The organism is Cupriavidus lacunae (assembly GCF_003353055.1).
Classification (GTDB): Bacteria; Pseudomonadota; Gammaproteobacteria; order Burkholderiales; family Burkholderiaceae; genus Cupriavidus; species Cupriavidus lacunae.
On sequence record NZ_QKWJ01000129.1, the window covers coordinates 1 to 14,800 of the forward strand.

The 14,800-nt window shown below is 65.4% G+C and carries 11 protein-coding genes and 2 pseudogenes; 7 read left to right on the plus strand and 6 right to left on the minus strand.

Annotated elements, in window-relative coordinates:
* Nucleotides 1-386: 386 nt before the first annotated feature.
* Nucleotides 387-1,433, minus strand: coding sequence for an AraC family transcriptional regulator (locus DN412_RS40000; protein ID WP_115216584.1), 1,047 nt, complete (start codon nucleotides 1,431-1,433; stop codon nucleotides 387-389).
* 163 nt (nucleotides 1,434-1,596) lie between these two features.
* Between DN412_RS40000 and DN412_RS40005 the strand changes: the two genes are divergently transcribed.
* The 4 genes from DN412_RS40005 to DN412_RS40020 all read left to right on the plus strand — a co-directional run bounded on the left by DN412_RS40005 (nucleotide 1,597) and on the right by DN412_RS40020 (nucleotide 4,808).
* Nucleotides 1,597-2,652, plus strand: coding sequence for a beta-keto acid cleavage family enzyme (locus tag DN412_RS40005; protein WP_115216585.1), 1,056 nt, complete (start codon nucleotides 1,597-1,599; stop codon nucleotides 2,650-2,652).
* Between the two features lie 70 nt (nucleotides 2,653-2,722).
* Nucleotides 2,723-2,926 (plus strand): DUF1289 domain-containing protein, encoded by a 204-nt coding sequence (locus DN412_RS40010; protein ID WP_115216586.1) that lies wholly within the window; start codon nucleotides 2,723-2,725, stop codon nucleotides 2,924-2,926.
* Nucleotides 2,927-2,987: 61 nt separating this feature from the next.
* On the plus strand, nucleotides 2,988-3,698 hold the full coding sequence (locus DN412_RS40015) for a DsbA family oxidoreductase (protein WP_115216587.1): 711 nt from the start codon (nucleotides 2,988-2,990) through the stop codon (nucleotides 3,696-3,698).
* 123 nt (nucleotides 3,699-3,821) lie between these two features.
* The gene (locus DN412_RS40020; protein WP_115216588.1) at nucleotides 3,822-4,808 is read left to right on the plus strand and encodes a Bug family tripartite tricarboxylate transporter substrate binding protein; all 987 of its coding nucleotides are present in this window, start codon (nucleotides 3,822-3,824) and stop codon (nucleotides 4,806-4,808) included.
* Nucleotides 4,809-5,249: 441 nt separating this feature from the next.
* Here DN412_RS40020 and DN412_RS40025 read toward each other — a convergent pair whose 3' ends face one another.
* The 5 genes and pseudogenes from DN412_RS40025 to DN412_RS46145 all read right to left on the minus strand — a co-directional run.
* Entirely contained in the window at nucleotides 5,250-6,896 is a 1,647-nt protein-coding gene (locus DN412_RS40025) for a fatty acid--CoA ligase (protein WP_115216595.1), read from the minus strand.
* A gap of 20 nt (nucleotides 6,897-6,916) precedes the next feature.
* On the minus strand, nucleotides 6,917-7,765 hold the full coding sequence (locus DN412_RS40030) for a TauD/TfdA dioxygenase family protein (protein ID WP_115216589.1): 849 nt from the start codon (nucleotides 7,763-7,765) through the stop codon (nucleotides 6,917-6,919).
* A 9-nt stretch (nucleotides 7,766-7,774) separates the two neighbouring features.
* Nucleotides 7,775-8,755 (minus strand): quinone oxidoreductase family protein, encoded by a 981-nt coding sequence (locus DN412_RS40035; RefSeq protein WP_115216590.1) that lies wholly within the window; start codon nucleotides 8,753-8,755, stop codon nucleotides 7,775-7,777.
* A 211-nt stretch (nucleotides 8,756-8,966) separates the two neighbouring features.
* Nucleotides 8,967-9,960 (minus strand): annotated as a pseudogene (locus DN412_RS45240) (ISKra4-like element ISBte1 family transposase); the annotation flags it as partial.
* A 55-nt stretch (nucleotides 9,961-10,015) separates the two neighbouring features.
* A pseudogene (locus tag DN412_RS46145) lies at nucleotides 10,016-10,126 on the minus strand (hypothetical protein); the annotation flags it as partial.
* A gap of 657 nt (nucleotides 10,127-10,783) precedes the next feature.
* Between DN412_RS46145 and DN412_RS40060 the strand changes: the two are divergent.
* The 3 genes from DN412_RS40060 to DN412_RS40070 all read left to right on the plus strand — a co-directional run bounded on the left by DN412_RS40060 (nucleotide 10,784) and on the right by DN412_RS40070 (nucleotide 14,676).
* Nucleotides 10,784-12,313, plus strand: a complete 1,530-nt coding sequence (locus DN412_RS40060; RefSeq protein ID WP_115216592.1) for a hypothetical protein — start codon at nucleotides 10,784-10,786, stop codon at nucleotides 12,311-12,313.
* 465 nt (nucleotides 12,314-12,778) lie between these two features.
* On the plus strand, nucleotides 12,779-14,002 hold the full coding sequence (locus tag DN412_RS40065) for a M20/M25/M40 family metallo-hydrolase (RefSeq protein ID WP_115216593.1): 1,224 nt from the start codon (nucleotides 12,779-12,781) through the stop codon (nucleotides 14,000-14,002).
* 338 nt (nucleotides 14,003-14,340) lie between these two features.
* A complete protein-coding gene (locus DN412_RS40070) occupies nucleotides 14,341-14,676 on the plus strand; it encodes a tripartite tricarboxylate transporter substrate-binding protein (RefSeq protein ID WP_244223060.1) in 336 nt (111 codons plus the stop codon).
* The last annotated feature ends 124 nt before the right edge of the window (nucleotides 14,677-14,800 follow it).

Sequence of the window (14,800 nt, forward strand, 5' to 3'; positions counted from 1 at the left end):
TCGTGCCGCGTCAGTCCGCGAACGAAAAGTAATGGCTTGCAAGGAGAGAGTATCGCGCCAGACATTCCTATGCTGAAATCCAATACTGTAAGGGGGGTTGACACCCTCGCCCTCATAGAAGGGCCTGTTCACATATAAAACGTGCGCGCGCAAGGGGGATACGCGGCGCAGGGCTAGGCGCCAGTCGCGCCGCTTGGTCATTCCAAACAAGCGGCTGGCAACGACGCCATGCGCCGCGTATCCCCCTTGCCCTGCGGGTTGGCCCGAGGCGGGGCCATCTACTTTGTCGGGCGCCTTGCAAAGGGAATGACCCTTTGCGGCGACGCCCTTCGCGTAGCTGACCCCGGCTCGGGCCAACGCGCGTACGTTTTATAGGTGGACAGGCCCTAGAGCAATCCCTGCGCGTGGCTTGCGGCTTCGGGCACCCGCTCTTGTCCCTGCTGCTGCGCGCGCCACTTCGACACGCTGCAGCCGAACTGCCCGCTGAACCAGCGCGAGAACGCGCTCAAGGACGAAAAACCCAGCAGCGTGGCCACTTCCGACAGCGCGCGCCCGGGGTTTTCGATATAGCCGATCACCAGCCCCGCGCGCGCCTCATTGAGGATCTGCGAATACGTGGTGCCCTCCTGCAACAGGCGCCGGTGTACCGTGCGGCGGTCCACGCCAAGATGCTGCGCCACGCGATCAACCGAGCACATGCCGCCCGGCAGCAGCACGTAGACCAGCTTGCGCACCTTGTCCGCCATGGTGCTGTTTGCCTGCGCGAGCAAGGTGCCGAGATAACGCTGCACCTGCCCCACCATCACCGGGTCATAGGAAGGCAGCGGCGCGTCCAGGTCCGATGCCACGCAGACGATGCCGTCAAAGTCCTGGTTGAACAACGCCGGCATGCCGAACACGCGCGCCAAGGTAGCCAGGCTGGCGGGCGCGGCATGCGTGAAGCAGATGCTGCGCGGCCGCCAGCTCGGCCCGAGAAACAGGCTGAGCATGCGGTACATCACCCCGACGGCCAGGTCAGTGGCCTGGCGCAGCGTGCCGGGCTGCTCGCTCAGGATCTGCAGCCGGATCATCACCAGGCCTTCGGCCTCTTCCAGGCGCATCGCGAGCGCCTCATTCTGCAGGCCCATGTAAAGCACCATGGACTCCAGCGCCCGGCGCAGCGTGGGCTGCTCGCGCACCACGAAGGCCAGCGGCCCGAGGTTGGAGAACTGGCGCAACTCCGCCATGCGCAGGCCGAAGTCGTCCGCCTGCGAAGCGCGCGCCGAGGCATCCAGCAAGCGGCCCACCAGCCCCGCCGGGATGCGGATATCGGGGTCGAGCAGGACGTCGCGGCCGATCCTGGCCGCGCGCAGTTGCTGGTGCGGGTCGAGCCCTACCGCGCGGGCGACTTCCACATAGTTGGTGAGGCTGGCGCTGCGAAGGTAGTAGGACATCGTGTTTTCCCTGACTGTCCCGAAATGTAAATCGTTCGTCCCGGATCGTCAAATCGCCGCGTGTCGATACACGATACTTCAGCCACTGAACTTGATACCGCAAACGCGACCGCCAGGCAGGCGGAAATCCAGGCGGTCCGCCCACAACATACCAGGAGCAACTGTGCAATTCCTCGACGATTCCCTGCACCCCGAAAACCAGGACAAGGTGGTCATCACCGTGGCGCCGTACGGCCCCGAGTGGATGCCCGCGGATTTCCCGGAAGATATTCCGGTGACGATGGAAGATCAAATCCAGAAGGCCGTGGATTGCTACAACGCCGGCGCCACCGTGCTGCACCTGCACGTGCGCGAACTGGACGGCAAGGGCTCCAAGCGCCTGTCCAAGTTCAACGAACTGATCGCCGGCGTGCGCGCCGCGGTGCCGGACATGATCATCCAGGTGGGCGGCTCCATCTCCTTCGCGCCGGAAGACGACGGCCAGGCGGCCAAGTGGTTGTCGGACGATACCCGCCACATGCTGGCTGAACTGGACCCGAAGCCGGACCAGGTGACCGTGGCGATCAACACCACGCAGATGAACATCATGGAGCTGCTGTACCCCGAATACCTGAAGGGTACCTCGCTGGAGCATCCAGCCTACCAGGCTGCCTACCGCGAAATGACGGTGCCGGCCGGACCGGGCTGGGTGGAAGAGCACCTGCGCCGCCTGAGCAACTCAGGCATCCAGCCGCACTTCCAGCTCACCGGCATCCATGCCATGGAAACGCTGGAGCGCATGGTGCGCGCAGGCCACTACAAGGGCCCGCTGAACCTGACCTGGATCGGCATCGGCGGCGGCTTCGACGGTCCCAACCCGTTCAACTTCTTCAACTTCGTGCACCGCGCGCCGGACGGTTGCACCCTGACCGCGGAATCGCTGCTGAAGAACGTGCTGCCGTTCAACATGATGGCGATGTCGATGGGCCTGCACCCGCGCTGCGGCATCGAGGACACCATCATCGACCAGCACGGCAACCGCATGACTTCCGTGCAGCAGATCGAGCAGTGCGTGCGCGTGGCCAAGGAACTGGGCCGCGAGATCGCCTCGGGCAAGGAAGCCCGCGAGATCTACCGCATCGGCACCTGGTACGACAGCGCCGACGAAACCCTGGCCGCGCACGGCATGGCGCCGAACCGCAAGGCCGGCCAGAAGAACCTGCCCCTGCGCGCGGCCTGACGCGCGCACCGGTGCGGCTGCGGGCGCAAGCGCCTGCCGCCGCACCGTCGTCCAACTTACCTTGCAAGCCATGAACCCGCCCCTCTCCGTCATCAATCCGTGCCTGAACATCTGCCGCATGGACCTCGCTGGCAAGTATTGCCAAGGCTGCGGCAGGACTCCGGTCGAGATCGGCCGCTGGGCGCAGATGACCGACGCAGAGCGCGCCGAGGTCATGGCTTCGCTGCCGGCGCGCCAGTCGTGGCACAGCCGCGCCCCGGCGCCCACCCCCTGATATTCCACAGCCTGCTGCGGCCTGCGCCGGGCTCGCCGGCTGGCGTCTTGAAGCTGCTGCCATGAACCATCCATCCACGCTCTCGGTCGAGGCCTATTTCGACCTGATCTGTCCCTGGTGCCTGATCGGCAAGAAGCACCTGGAAAGCGCCATCGCCTTGCTCGGGCGGGAGCGTCCGGACGTCGCCGTGCAGGTGGAATGGCGTTCTTATCCGCTGATTCCGGCCATGCCGCCGGCCGGCCTGCCCTACCGCGACTTCTATGTGGCACGCCTGGGCAGCCCCCAGGCAGTGGCGGCACGCCAGGCACAGGTCTGTGCCGCGGCACAAGATGCCGGCCTCACGCTGGCACTGGATCGCATCGAGACCTTCCCGAACACCCTGCTGGCCCATCGCCTGGTACGCCTTGCCCGGCAACAGGCAGGGGCAGACGCGGCCGCTGCGCTGATCGACGAACTGTTCACGCGCTACTTCCTGCGCGCCGAGAACATCGGTGATCCGCGCGTGCTGCGACAGGCCGCCGCGACCTGCGGCGTCGCGATTCCGGATCAGGTCCCGGCTCAACCCGATGCGGATGCACACCGTGACCTGGACTGGCTGCCGTCACTCGGCGGCCCGCAAGAACCGGTCTTGCGGGCCGGACTAGGCGTGCCGCACTTTATCTTCGACGGCACCCGCAGGGTGTCTGGCGCGCGGCCTCCCGCCGCGCTGCTGGAAGCCATGCTGCACGCGCTGGCGCGCGCGAAGCAGCGCGCCACCCGGGCCACCGCCTGAACACCCTGGCGACGGCGGCATTGCGCCCACGCCTCGATTTTTCTGCAATATCCCGTGTAACTGCCCCCGACAAGAAGGCAGGCATGGGCGTATCCATACCCTAGACTTTCAACGGAGACACAGATGCCTCAACGCCCTGCCCTTTTTCGCCTGCGCCACGCCGTTCTGGCCGCCGTCAGCGCCGTCATGGCCCTGTCCATGCCCTCGGCCATGGCGTGGACCAACAAGCCCGTACGCATGCTGGTGCCGGCCCCTGCCGGCGGCACCATGGACGTGATTGCCCGCCTTCTGGCCGACCAGCTGTCGCAGGACCTCGGCCAGCCGGTCGTGGTCGACAACAAGCCGGGCGCCGGCGGCGGCATCGCGATCAGCGCCATGCTGCAGGCACCGCCCGACGGCCAGACCATCATGGTGACGGCCACCAATGTGCTGACTGAAGTCCCCCACGTGCTCAAGACGCCGTACAACACGATGAAGGATATCCGGCCCGTGGCCGCGGTGGCACGCTCGCGCCTGCTGCTGGTGGGCGCGCCGGCCCTGCCCGCCAAGGACTTCAAGAGCATGGTGAACTACGTGCATGCCAACCCTGGCAAGCTGAGCTTTGCTTCCTACAGCGCCGGCACCGCATCCCACTATGCCGGCGTGATCATGAACCAGAAGGCCGGCCTCGACCTTGCGCACGTTCCCTTTGCCGGCTCCTCGCCGGCGCTGGCCCAGGTGATGGGCGGCCAGATCGCGCTGATGTACGACGGCATGGTGACCTCGCTGCCGATGATCAAGGCCGGCAAGCTGCAAGCCTATGCGGTGGCTTCAAAGAACCGCTCGCCGCTGCTGCCCCAGGTGCCGACCTTCGCGGAGCTGGGTTATCCGGATGTGGAGTTCAGCAACTGGGTCGGCGTGATTGCCTCGGCGCGCGTGCCCGCAGAGCTGGCGCAGAAGATCCAGGCCGCCACTTACAAGGCGGCGGCAACGCCCAAGGTGCAGGAACGGATGCAGGCATTGAGCTATGAGCCGATGCGCGAGCAGACGCTGTCGGAACTGAGCCAGTCCCTGAATGCCGAGTTTGAGCGCAATGCGGCGATCGTGAAGACCTTCAATATCCAGCCCTGACCCCGGCCACTCGCCGGCAGCCTGTGCGCCTCCTTCGGGAGGCGTTTTGCTTTTGCCCGTGACGCACGCAAGAAAACTCACCGTTGCGGGTTCTCTCCCAGCCATCGCGCAAGCTATACCCCTCCCGGCAGCGAAGCCGGGCCGTAATATCAGTCAAAGCCACCTGCACCTTCCTGTCGCTGTTGTTGCATGGCAACGATAACAGCGGCAAGTGCGGGATTCGGCGATGATTCGCTCACCAAGGGATAAAAGGCCGAGTTCGGCCATAACAGCGGTCTCTCGCAAACGCCGGGCTCATGCAGGAGTCAGCGACTATGCAGCGAGCAAGGCGTTCTTCCTCATGGCACTCGAACCGCTCGGCGAAATAACGATCGGCGATAAAGCAAAAAAAAAAGCGGCAGTCCCCGCCCGAGGACTGCCGCGAATTCCCTTTACTACCCTTCAGGCTGCGTCTTCGCGCAGCTGCTTCTTGTTGATCTTGCCGACACTGGTCTTCGGGATCGCTTCAATGAAGGTGATGCGCTCGGCCTCCGGCACGGCATACTTGCTGATCCGGCGCGAATCCGCGTGCGCCATCAGCTGGTCGCGGATCTGCTCGGCCTTGACTTCGGCGCCCGCCTTGCGCACCACGAAGGCCATCGGCCGCTCGCCCCACTTCGCATCCGGCACGCCGATCACGGCGCATTCCTGCACCCCCGGCACCTCCGTGATCAGGTTCTCCACTTCAATGGAAGACACCCATTCGCCGCCGGTCTTGATGACGTCCTTGATACGGTCGACGATCTGCACGAAGCCGTCCTCGCCCATCACCGCGACATCCTGGGTATGCAGGAAGCCGCCCGACCACAGGTCTTCCGACGCTTGCGGCTTGCCGAAATAGCCCTTGGTCAGGAACGGCGCGCGCAGCACGATCTCGCCGCGGCTCTTGCCGTCGCGCGGCAAGTCCTGCATGTCTTCGCTGACAATGCGGTAGTCCACCAGCGTCACCGGGCGACCGGTCGAGCAGCGCATGCGGACTTCCTCGGCGCGGTCCCTGGGCGTACAACCCGGCGGAATCTGGGCCAGCGACACGATCGGGCCGGTCTCGGACATGCCGTAGCCGGCAAAGATGTCGATGCCCCGCGCCAGCGCCGCCTCGCACAGCGCGGGCGGCAGCGCCGAGCCGCCGATGATGATCTTCCAGCCCGACAGGTCCTGCGCGCTGCCCTGCGCGGACTGCAGCAGCATCTGCAGGATGGTCGGCACGCAGTGCGAGAAGGTGACTTTCTCGGTCTCGCGCAGCTTCAGCAGCGCATCCGGGGCGTAGCGGCCCGGCAGTACGGTACGCAGGCCCAGCATCATGGCAATGTACGGGATGCCCCATGCCAGCACGTGGAACATCGGCGTGATCGGCATATAGACGTCTTCACGATGCATGCGCTGGCCCTCGCGCGGCGAACACAGGCTGGTTGCCGATGCCAGCGTGTGCAGCACGATCTCGCGGTGGCTGTAGCAGACGCCCTTGGGATCGCCGGTGGTGCCGGTGGTGTAGAAGGTCGCGGCCTTGGTGTTCTCGTCGAAGTCCCTGAACTCGAAGTCTGGCGACGCGTCGTCGAGCAGCGCCTCATACTCCCCCGCCAGCGGCAAGGTCAGCGCCGGTGCGTCCTGGCCGTCGGCCATCAGCACGAAGCGCGGGTTGCAGGTCAGCTCGCCGCGGATCTGCTCGAGCACCGGCGCGAAGTCCGGATGGAACAGCACGACGTCCGCGCCGGCGTCGTTCAGCGTGTACAGGATCTGCTGGGGCGACAGCCGCACGTTCACCGTGAACAGCGTCGCGCCCATCATGGGTACGCCGAAGTAGCATTCCAGGTAGCGATGGCTGTCCCAGTCCATCACCGCCACGGTGGTCCCGTGCCCGGCACCGAGCGCGGTGAGCGCCGACGCCAGCTGGCCGATGCGGCCGCGGAAATCGCGGAAGGTGTAGCGCATCTGGCCGCGGTAGCTGATCTCCTGGTCGCCGTAGAGACTGACCGAGTTGATCAGGAGCTGCTTGACCAGCAGCGGGTAAGCGTAGGCCGACTGTGCGGCCGTAATCAGGTTGTCTTGCATTGCTTGTCCTGCCTTGTCCATCAGTACGGCTTGCTGCCGATAATGCCCGCGCGCTCCATCTTGCGGTGGCAAGGTGGATAGTCCATCACGGCGTAGTGCTGGGTGGCGGTGTTGTCCCAGATCGCCACGCAGTTGGGTTCCCAGCGCCAGCGCACCTGGTATTCGGGGATATACGCCTGGCTGACCAGGTAGCGCAGCAGGTCGCCCGCGCCCGGATTGGCGTCCTGGCCGGAGCGCACCCGCCCAGGCGTGTGGTAGTTGGTGAAATGCGTGGTGAAGGCGTTCACATAGAGGATCTTCTCGCCGGTATCCGGGTGCGTGCGCACCACCGGGTGTTCCGCGTCGGGATACTGGGCCTTCAGCGCCAGGCGCTTCTCGATCGGCATCGCCGCGCCAAAAGAGGCCTCGATGCTGTGGCGTGCGCGCAGGTCGGCGATCTGCTCCTTGATGTACGCAGGCAGGCGCTCATAGGCAAGTGCCATATTGGCCCACATGGTGTCGCCGCCAACCGGCGGGCATTCCACGCAGCGCAGCACGGCGCCGAACTGCGGGGCTTCGCGCCAGGTGGCATCGGAGTGCCAGGCGTTCTCGTAGCGGTCGTTGGGCTGGTCCGGGGTCTTGTAGATGCGGACCAGGCCCGGGTGCTCGGGATCGCTGCCGGCAACGGGATGGTCTTCCAGCTCGCCAAAGCGCCGCGCAAAGGTGACATGTTCGGCGCGGCTGAACTGCTGGTTGCGCAGGAACAGAACGCGGTGCTTCAGCAGCAAGGCGCGGATCTCGGCAAACAGGCCGTCGTCGCGAATCGCATCGGCCAGGTCGACACCACTCAGTTCGGCGCCAAGCGCGCAGGTAGTTTGTTGGACTTGCATGGCGTTGCCTCAGATGACGAAGATCGAAGAGCCTGTGGTCTTGCGCGACTCCAGGTCTTGGTGTGCCTGCACCGCATCTTCCAGGGCATAGCGCTGGTTGATCTCGATGCGGATACGGCCCGCGCCGACGTGATCGAACAGTTCGCCGGCCAGTTCGGCCTTTTCGGCCGGGTCGGCGATGTAGTCCGCCAGCGCAGGACGAGTCAGGAACAACGAGCCCTTCATGGCCAGCAGCACCGGGTCGAACGGAGGAATCGGGCCCGAGGCGGTGCCTACGCACACCATGGTGCCGCGCCGCTTGAGCGAATCCAGCGACGCCATGAAGGTCGACTTGCCCACGCTGTCGAACACCACCGACACGCCGACGCCATCGGTCAGCGCGCGCACCCGCTCCGCCACGTCTTCATGGCCGTAGTTGATGACATGATCGCAGCCGTGCGCCCGCGCCACCTCGGCCTTGGCTTCGGAGGAAACCGTACCGATCACCGTCAGGCCCAGCAGCTTGGCCCACTGCGAAACGATCAGACCCACGCCACCGGCCGCGGCGTGCAGCAGGATGCTGTCGCCTGCCTTGAAGGCGTGGATGCGGCGCATCAGGTAAGCCGAGGTCAGCCCGCGCATGGTCATGGCCGCCGCGGTCTCGAAGCTGATCGTCTCAGGCAGGCGGATCAGCGCTGCGGCGGGCACCAGGCGCGAGGTGCTGTACGCGCCCAGGGTATTGATGAAGCCGGTGTAGGTCACGCGATCGCCGACGGCAACATTGGTGACGTCCGGGCCGATCGCCCGCACCACGCCAGCCGCTTCCACGCCCACGCCCGAGGGCAGCGGCACGCGGTAAGTCCCGTTGCGGAAATACGTATCGGCATAGTTCAGGCCAACCGCCACGTGGCGGATGCGTACCTGGCCGGGGCCGGGGTCGCCCACTTCAGTGCTTTCATAGCGCAGCACTTCCGGCCCGCCGATCTCGTACATCCGGACAATTTTTTCCACAGCTTTGGTCTCCTGGGTCAAGGGCGGCGCGAGGTGCGCCGCGTATGGAGACCAATGTAGAACCGGGCGCGTGCCGGCGCTTTGCAACAGATTCCATCGACTTTGCATTTCATGCCAAGCGCTACAGAAGCCGTGGCCAGAGGCCGGGTCTTACGCTGCCGTGGATCGCCTGATGCGCTTTCCCATGGGAGCGCGCCAAACCAGGGGCTGACTAAGCGGCAAGGCGGTGGCCTTGCTCTCCGGCGATGGACGGATACCATCGCTCAACGTACGACCGGAGCCGGTTATTGAGCACGGCGGTCCGGATTTGCAGCAGGTTGTGCGCGTGCCGAGGCCGCAAGGCCATCTGCTGCCGTTTGACGAACCGCTTGCTGACCACTTGGTTGACGGCTGACTCGACAAAACCTGATGCAATGGGCTCCCCATGCCGATAGCGGTCACCGTAGTTCACGTGTTGTCGAGGTAGACGATGAACTCCTCGAGCTTGCCAAGGAGTTTGGCTTCTTCGGGGCTGGCCTCAGCGTCCAGATCCAAGCCCAGGCTTTCCAGTCGGCGCAACGCCGGATGGGGGCAGCCGTGCCACAGGTGCCACTTGGCGCCATGCAGCGCCTTGATCAAGGCTAGCGTTGCTAGGACCGTCACAGTGTGCCGGCCGGCCCTTGATCATCTGTTCGAGGTTCTGTATCCGCATGGCGATGTGGAACCAATCGAGGACGTACTCACCGCGGTCACCAAAGCCGAGTTGGGCAAACCGTACGGTATCGCCGCCGTCCGACAGGAAGGTGACCGGCTGACTGGGTTGCACACCTTCTCGTAGCAGGAAGTTCCACATACGATCGGCCGGCCGGCCGGTGCTCCAGCTTGTGCACGTAGGCGAAACTATGCCCGCCATCCTGATCCCGCAGGGACTTCCCGACGATCACTTCAAACCAGCCGTCCTGGCGGCGCCGGTGGCCGGCCAACCGAAGGTAGCCGCCGTCAATGCCGACGGCGCGGACCGGACTGGGCTCCGGGATGTCGGGCGAACCGACGCTCGCCGCCACCTCCGCCTGCTGCCGGGCGTCGGTGGCTTGTTCCGCTTCCAGCCGGCGACCGAGCGTGGTGACCTGGCGCCGGATCGAGCTGGCTGCCAGCACATGATCGAGCGGCAATACCTCTTGCAGGACGTTGACGGTCAGACCATACGACATCAACGCTGCAAACTTGCAGATGTTCGTCGGCCCAGCCCATGACTATCTGGAGGACAGTGTGCAATTGTCCGAGCGTCAAGTGCTCAGGTACGAGGACGCGTCGCCAAACCGGCGGGCTCAGGCCGCGCAGAGCAATTCGAAGTTGAAGGACGGAGGTCGCCGACCCAGGATCGGAAGCCATGCGCGCATTGTAGGTGCCTCATTGGCCTCTCGGCAGTGGTCTGGTGGTTTGCCGCCGTTTTGGCGCGGTCTCCGATTTGCCAACCTGACCGTTAAACAACGCTTCGATCCGGGCGATCTGCGAGCTATCGAGCGCCTCAGAGATGGCACGATAGATTTCTTCAGCCGATTCGGCCATTGACCAACGAGATGCCGGATGGGCGGGAAGAGTCCTCTGACGCGGACCCTGGGCAAGGGGCTTCGCACAAGCCCGAAGAAATGCACGCCAGAGAGGAACGTGAGATGCCTTCCAGGCATTCCTATTGGGCTGTAGCGCCGCTGTCCTTGACCAGCGCACCAAGGGCCGTTCCTGCCTTGGACAAGCGGCGGCTGTGCTCATCTGGCGAACCGGGTGCTGGAACCAATGCCTGCTCATTTAGTGCTTGTTGCTGTGGGAAGAAAAGCGTGCGGGCAACGGCGCGGGCGCCGCAAGCGCACGCGTGGAACTGGCGGCAGCGGCCGAACAGGGCGCCTGAGACACTGCACGGCATGTTCGGGGCGGACGCGGCACGGCGGCTGTTGCGGCGCGGCACGCGGGCCGGCTACGATGGCGGTTCCTGCTTCATCACGAGATCGCGAGACCGGCTGCCCCGCCCCGCCGTTCTGGAGACAAGCCCCCATGCAAGCAGACATCGCGCTCGGCCCGGCCCATTGGGCCTACCTCGCCGGCGTGCTCGCCATCGTGCTGACGATGGTACTGCGCGCCAACGTGGTCGTGCCATCGATCCTTGCGACCTTCCTGGTCGCGCTGGCCTGGAGCCGCAGCCCGGTCAGCGCGCTGGCCAGCGTCTTCAACGCCAGCCTGGTGGCCGCGCGCGAGTTGTTCAACATCTTCCTGGTGATCGCACTGATGACCGCGCTGCTCAACGCTCTCAAGGCGCTGCGCTCTGATATCCGCATGGTGGAGCCGTTCCGGATGGTGATGAAGAACGGGCACACCGCCTACTTCATCCTGGCTGCGATCACCTACGCGATTTCGCTGTTCTTCTGGCCGACGCCGGCCGTGCCCCTGGTCTCGACGATCCTGCTGCCGGCCGCGATCGCCGCCGGCCTGCCCCCGCTGGCCGGGGCGATGGCGATCGCCATCGCTGGGCAGGGCATGGCGCTGTCCTCGGACTATGTGATCGGCGTGGCCCCGGGCATCAGCGCCAAGGCGGCCGCTGCCGCCGGCGCCGCCGTCAGCGCCGCCGCGGTGGCCGAGCGCGCGCTGCTGCTGTCGCTGATCACCGGCAGCGTGGCGCTGGTGTTGGCCTATGTCTCGGTCCGCAAGCAGATCCGCCCGCCCTCCCCGAGCCTGCTGACGCGCTGGCAGGGTCGCACGGCGGACGGCGGCGCGGCGGCTGCGGTGGAAGCCGTTGACCATGGTGGCAACTTCGACAAGGCACGGCACGCGCACGGCACCAGCGGCGCGGCCACGGCCGTCGGCGACGCAAGGCTGGAGCGTTGGTCAAGGCTGTTTGCCCTGCTGACGCCACTGGCCTTCGGCGCGGTGATCGCCGCCTTGGTGAGCCGCAAGCTGGGCGCCAGCTTGGGCGGGCCCCGGGGCGGCGAGGCTGCCGCACTGGTGGGCGGCACCGCGGCGCTGCTGATGATTCTCGTCACGCTGGCGGCCGAGGGCCCGCGCCGCATGCTCGATGTCAGCGCCAGGCACATCACCGATGGCTTCGTCTTTGCCTTCAAGGCGATGGGCTCGGTGCTGCCGATCGCCGGCTTCTTCTTTGTCGGCGCCGGCGAGACCGCCGCGCAGATCCTCGGTGTTGCCCAGGGCAAGGCGCCCAGCCTGCTGTTCGAGCTGATCCAGGCCTACCAGCACATGATCCCGGACAACCACGTGCTGGTCGGCTTCGGCGTGCTGCTCGTGGGCATGATCACCGGCATCGACGGCTCCGGCTTTGCCGGCCTGCCGCTCACCGGCACCCTGGCCGGCGCGCTGGGCCCGGTGGTCGGTTTCGATCCGGCCACGCTGGCGGCGGTGGGCCAGATGGGCGCCGTCTGGACCGGCGGCGGCACCCTGATCGCCTGGTCCTCGCTGATCGCCGTGGCGGGCTTTGCCCGCGTGCCGGTGTTCGACGTCGTACGCGCGTTGCTGCTGCCGGTGCTGGCCGGCCTGACGGTGTCCACGCTGTGCGCCGTGCTGCTGTGGCGCTGAGGATTCGCTTTCACTGCTTTCCAGGAGAACCCCGTGACCCCGTCTTCTCCCGCCATCGGTGTGCGCGCCGATCGCTGCATGGTAGCCAGCGGCCGCCCTCTGGCAGCGCGCTCCGCACCCGGCAGTATGTACCCGCACGGCGAATAAGACACCCAGAGCGGAGCTGCTGTCCGTTGCTCTGAAGCGGTTCAACGACGCCAAAGCGACAGTGGGATGGGCGGCGGTCGATGAATAGGTGCCGACGTCGCCGGCTACCCGCCTTATCCGTCCCACCTGCCGGCAGCCGCGCAAGACCAACGATTGCCACCACCGAACAGAAGACCTGGACCTACGCTGAGCTCACTGCTGCTGTAGAGTCGGAAATCGAGAGGCGGTGGAAGCAGGTCCCCCACGGGTGGACCGGGGGAGGCCTATGCTGATCTCGTGTATAACGGCTGCTATGCCGCTCCACTACCAACGTCCCACATGAAATCATCCCGCCTTGCCTTTGCAGCGCTGTTGTTGTGTACCGCACGTCTGTCCACTGCCGCTGACGCGAACCCCAAGGTCCTTTCCGCTGCCGAGAGCTATCGTGGCGAGGCGCTGCATCTGCTTGAGCGCCTGGTCAACATCGACTCGGGCACCGGCAATGAGGCCGGGCTCAGCCAGATCGGCACCATCGTCGCCGACGAACTGCGCAAGGCCGGAGCCAAGGTGGAAACGGTCTCCGCAACACCGGCTGTGGGCAACAACATCCTCGCCACGTGGAAGGGCACCGGGAAGGCGCGCATCCTGCTGATGGCCCACATGGACACCGTCTTCAAGGACGGCACCGCCCGCGCCAAGCCGTTCTACATCAAGGACAAGCGCGCCTACGGCCCCGGCGTGATGGACGACAAGGGCGGTATCGTCGCGGGGTTGTACGCGATGAAGATTCTGCAGCAGCTCGACTTCAGACAGTACGGGCAGGTCACGCTGCTACTCAACACCAATGAGGAAACCGGCTCCAAGGGCACGCGTGCCTTGATCGAACGCGAGGCCAGGCAGCATGACGTCACCCTCAACCTGGAGCCGGGTCGCCCCGCAGACGGGCTTGTCGTGTGGCGCAAGGGCAGTGGCACGGCGGAGATCGACGTGAAGGGCAAGGCGGCACATGCGGGCGTCGCTCCCGAGTCGGGCCGCAACGCCGCCACCGAACTGGCGCACCAGGTGCTGCAGCTCGGCAAACTGGGAGACAGCGCCAAGCAGACGACCTTCAACATCACCGTGCTCAAGGCAGGTGATGCCACCAACGTCATCCCAGATCATGCCACCGCCTACGCAGACTTGCGCGTGGCGGTGCCCGAGGAATTCGACCGCGTGGAGCGCGACCTGGCGCGCGTGTCGGCCGACAAGCTGGTCCCCGGTACGGAAGTGAAGACCTCGCTGGTACGCGGCTTCCCCCCGATGCCGCGCAACGCAGCTTCGGACCAGCTAGCGGCCAAGGCGCAAGCCATCTATAGCGAAATTGGACGCAAGCTCACGCTTGAGGGTAGCGGAGGCGCCGCCGATTCGAGCCTGTCCGCTGGCGTCGGCACACCGACGCTCGACGGTTTCGGCATCGTCGGTGGCGGCATTCATACGCCCGAGGAATACGCTGAGGTCGACAGCGTGGTGCCTCGGCTCTATCTGCTGTCGCGGATGATCATGGAGCTGGGCGGAACCAAGTAAATGCTTCATAGGGGTGCTGCATATGGAGCAGCGGCTTCGGACGAAACAGATTCGATCCGGGGATGGCAAATGGCCGAGAGAGGGGCCGGGATGCGCCGGCCGGCGTCCTCACCTTGCATGGCCGAATCCGGCCACTGGATAGGGGTAGGAAACGGCTTTCGCCGTCCCCTCCCTCCGAACCCGGTGTGCGGCTTTCCTGCGACGGGCTCTCCAGTCAGTTGTTTCCACATCGGGATTGGCGCGCCAATTGATGCGCCTCGTACATCGTGAACAGCCCAAGATCGGGGGCCAGATCGATCTTGCCTCGGAGTCGCCTATCGGCGTTTTGGGCTTCGTGCGTGGCGGCAAGCTCAAGCCGATTGTCTGTAACGGACGACAAACGCGCTCTGGCACTTCCGGATGTCCCCACGTCAGCCGAGGAGGGGTTCCCCGCCATTCGTATGCAGCACTGGGGCGGGATCTACGCCCCGAAGGGAACGCCTGCGCAGATCATGGATCGCGTCGCCCAGGCGATGCTTGTGGCGTTCCGGGGCGATAGCGACCTCCGGGCACAGCTGGAAAGGTATGGCTATCGCCCGGAAACCGGCACCCGTGCGGATTTCACGCGATTTATCGAGACTGAGAAGAACCGCCTCGGCAAGATCGTTCGCGATTCGCACATGACCCTCGACTAAACCGAAGTTTGAATCAGTGACCAATCTAACCCATTGAAACGCCGGGAGATTTTCAAGCGGCAGAGGCTGGCTACTGGGAACAGGCGGGGTCAATGCCGAGCAGCGCAAAGGCTTTGCGCTGCAA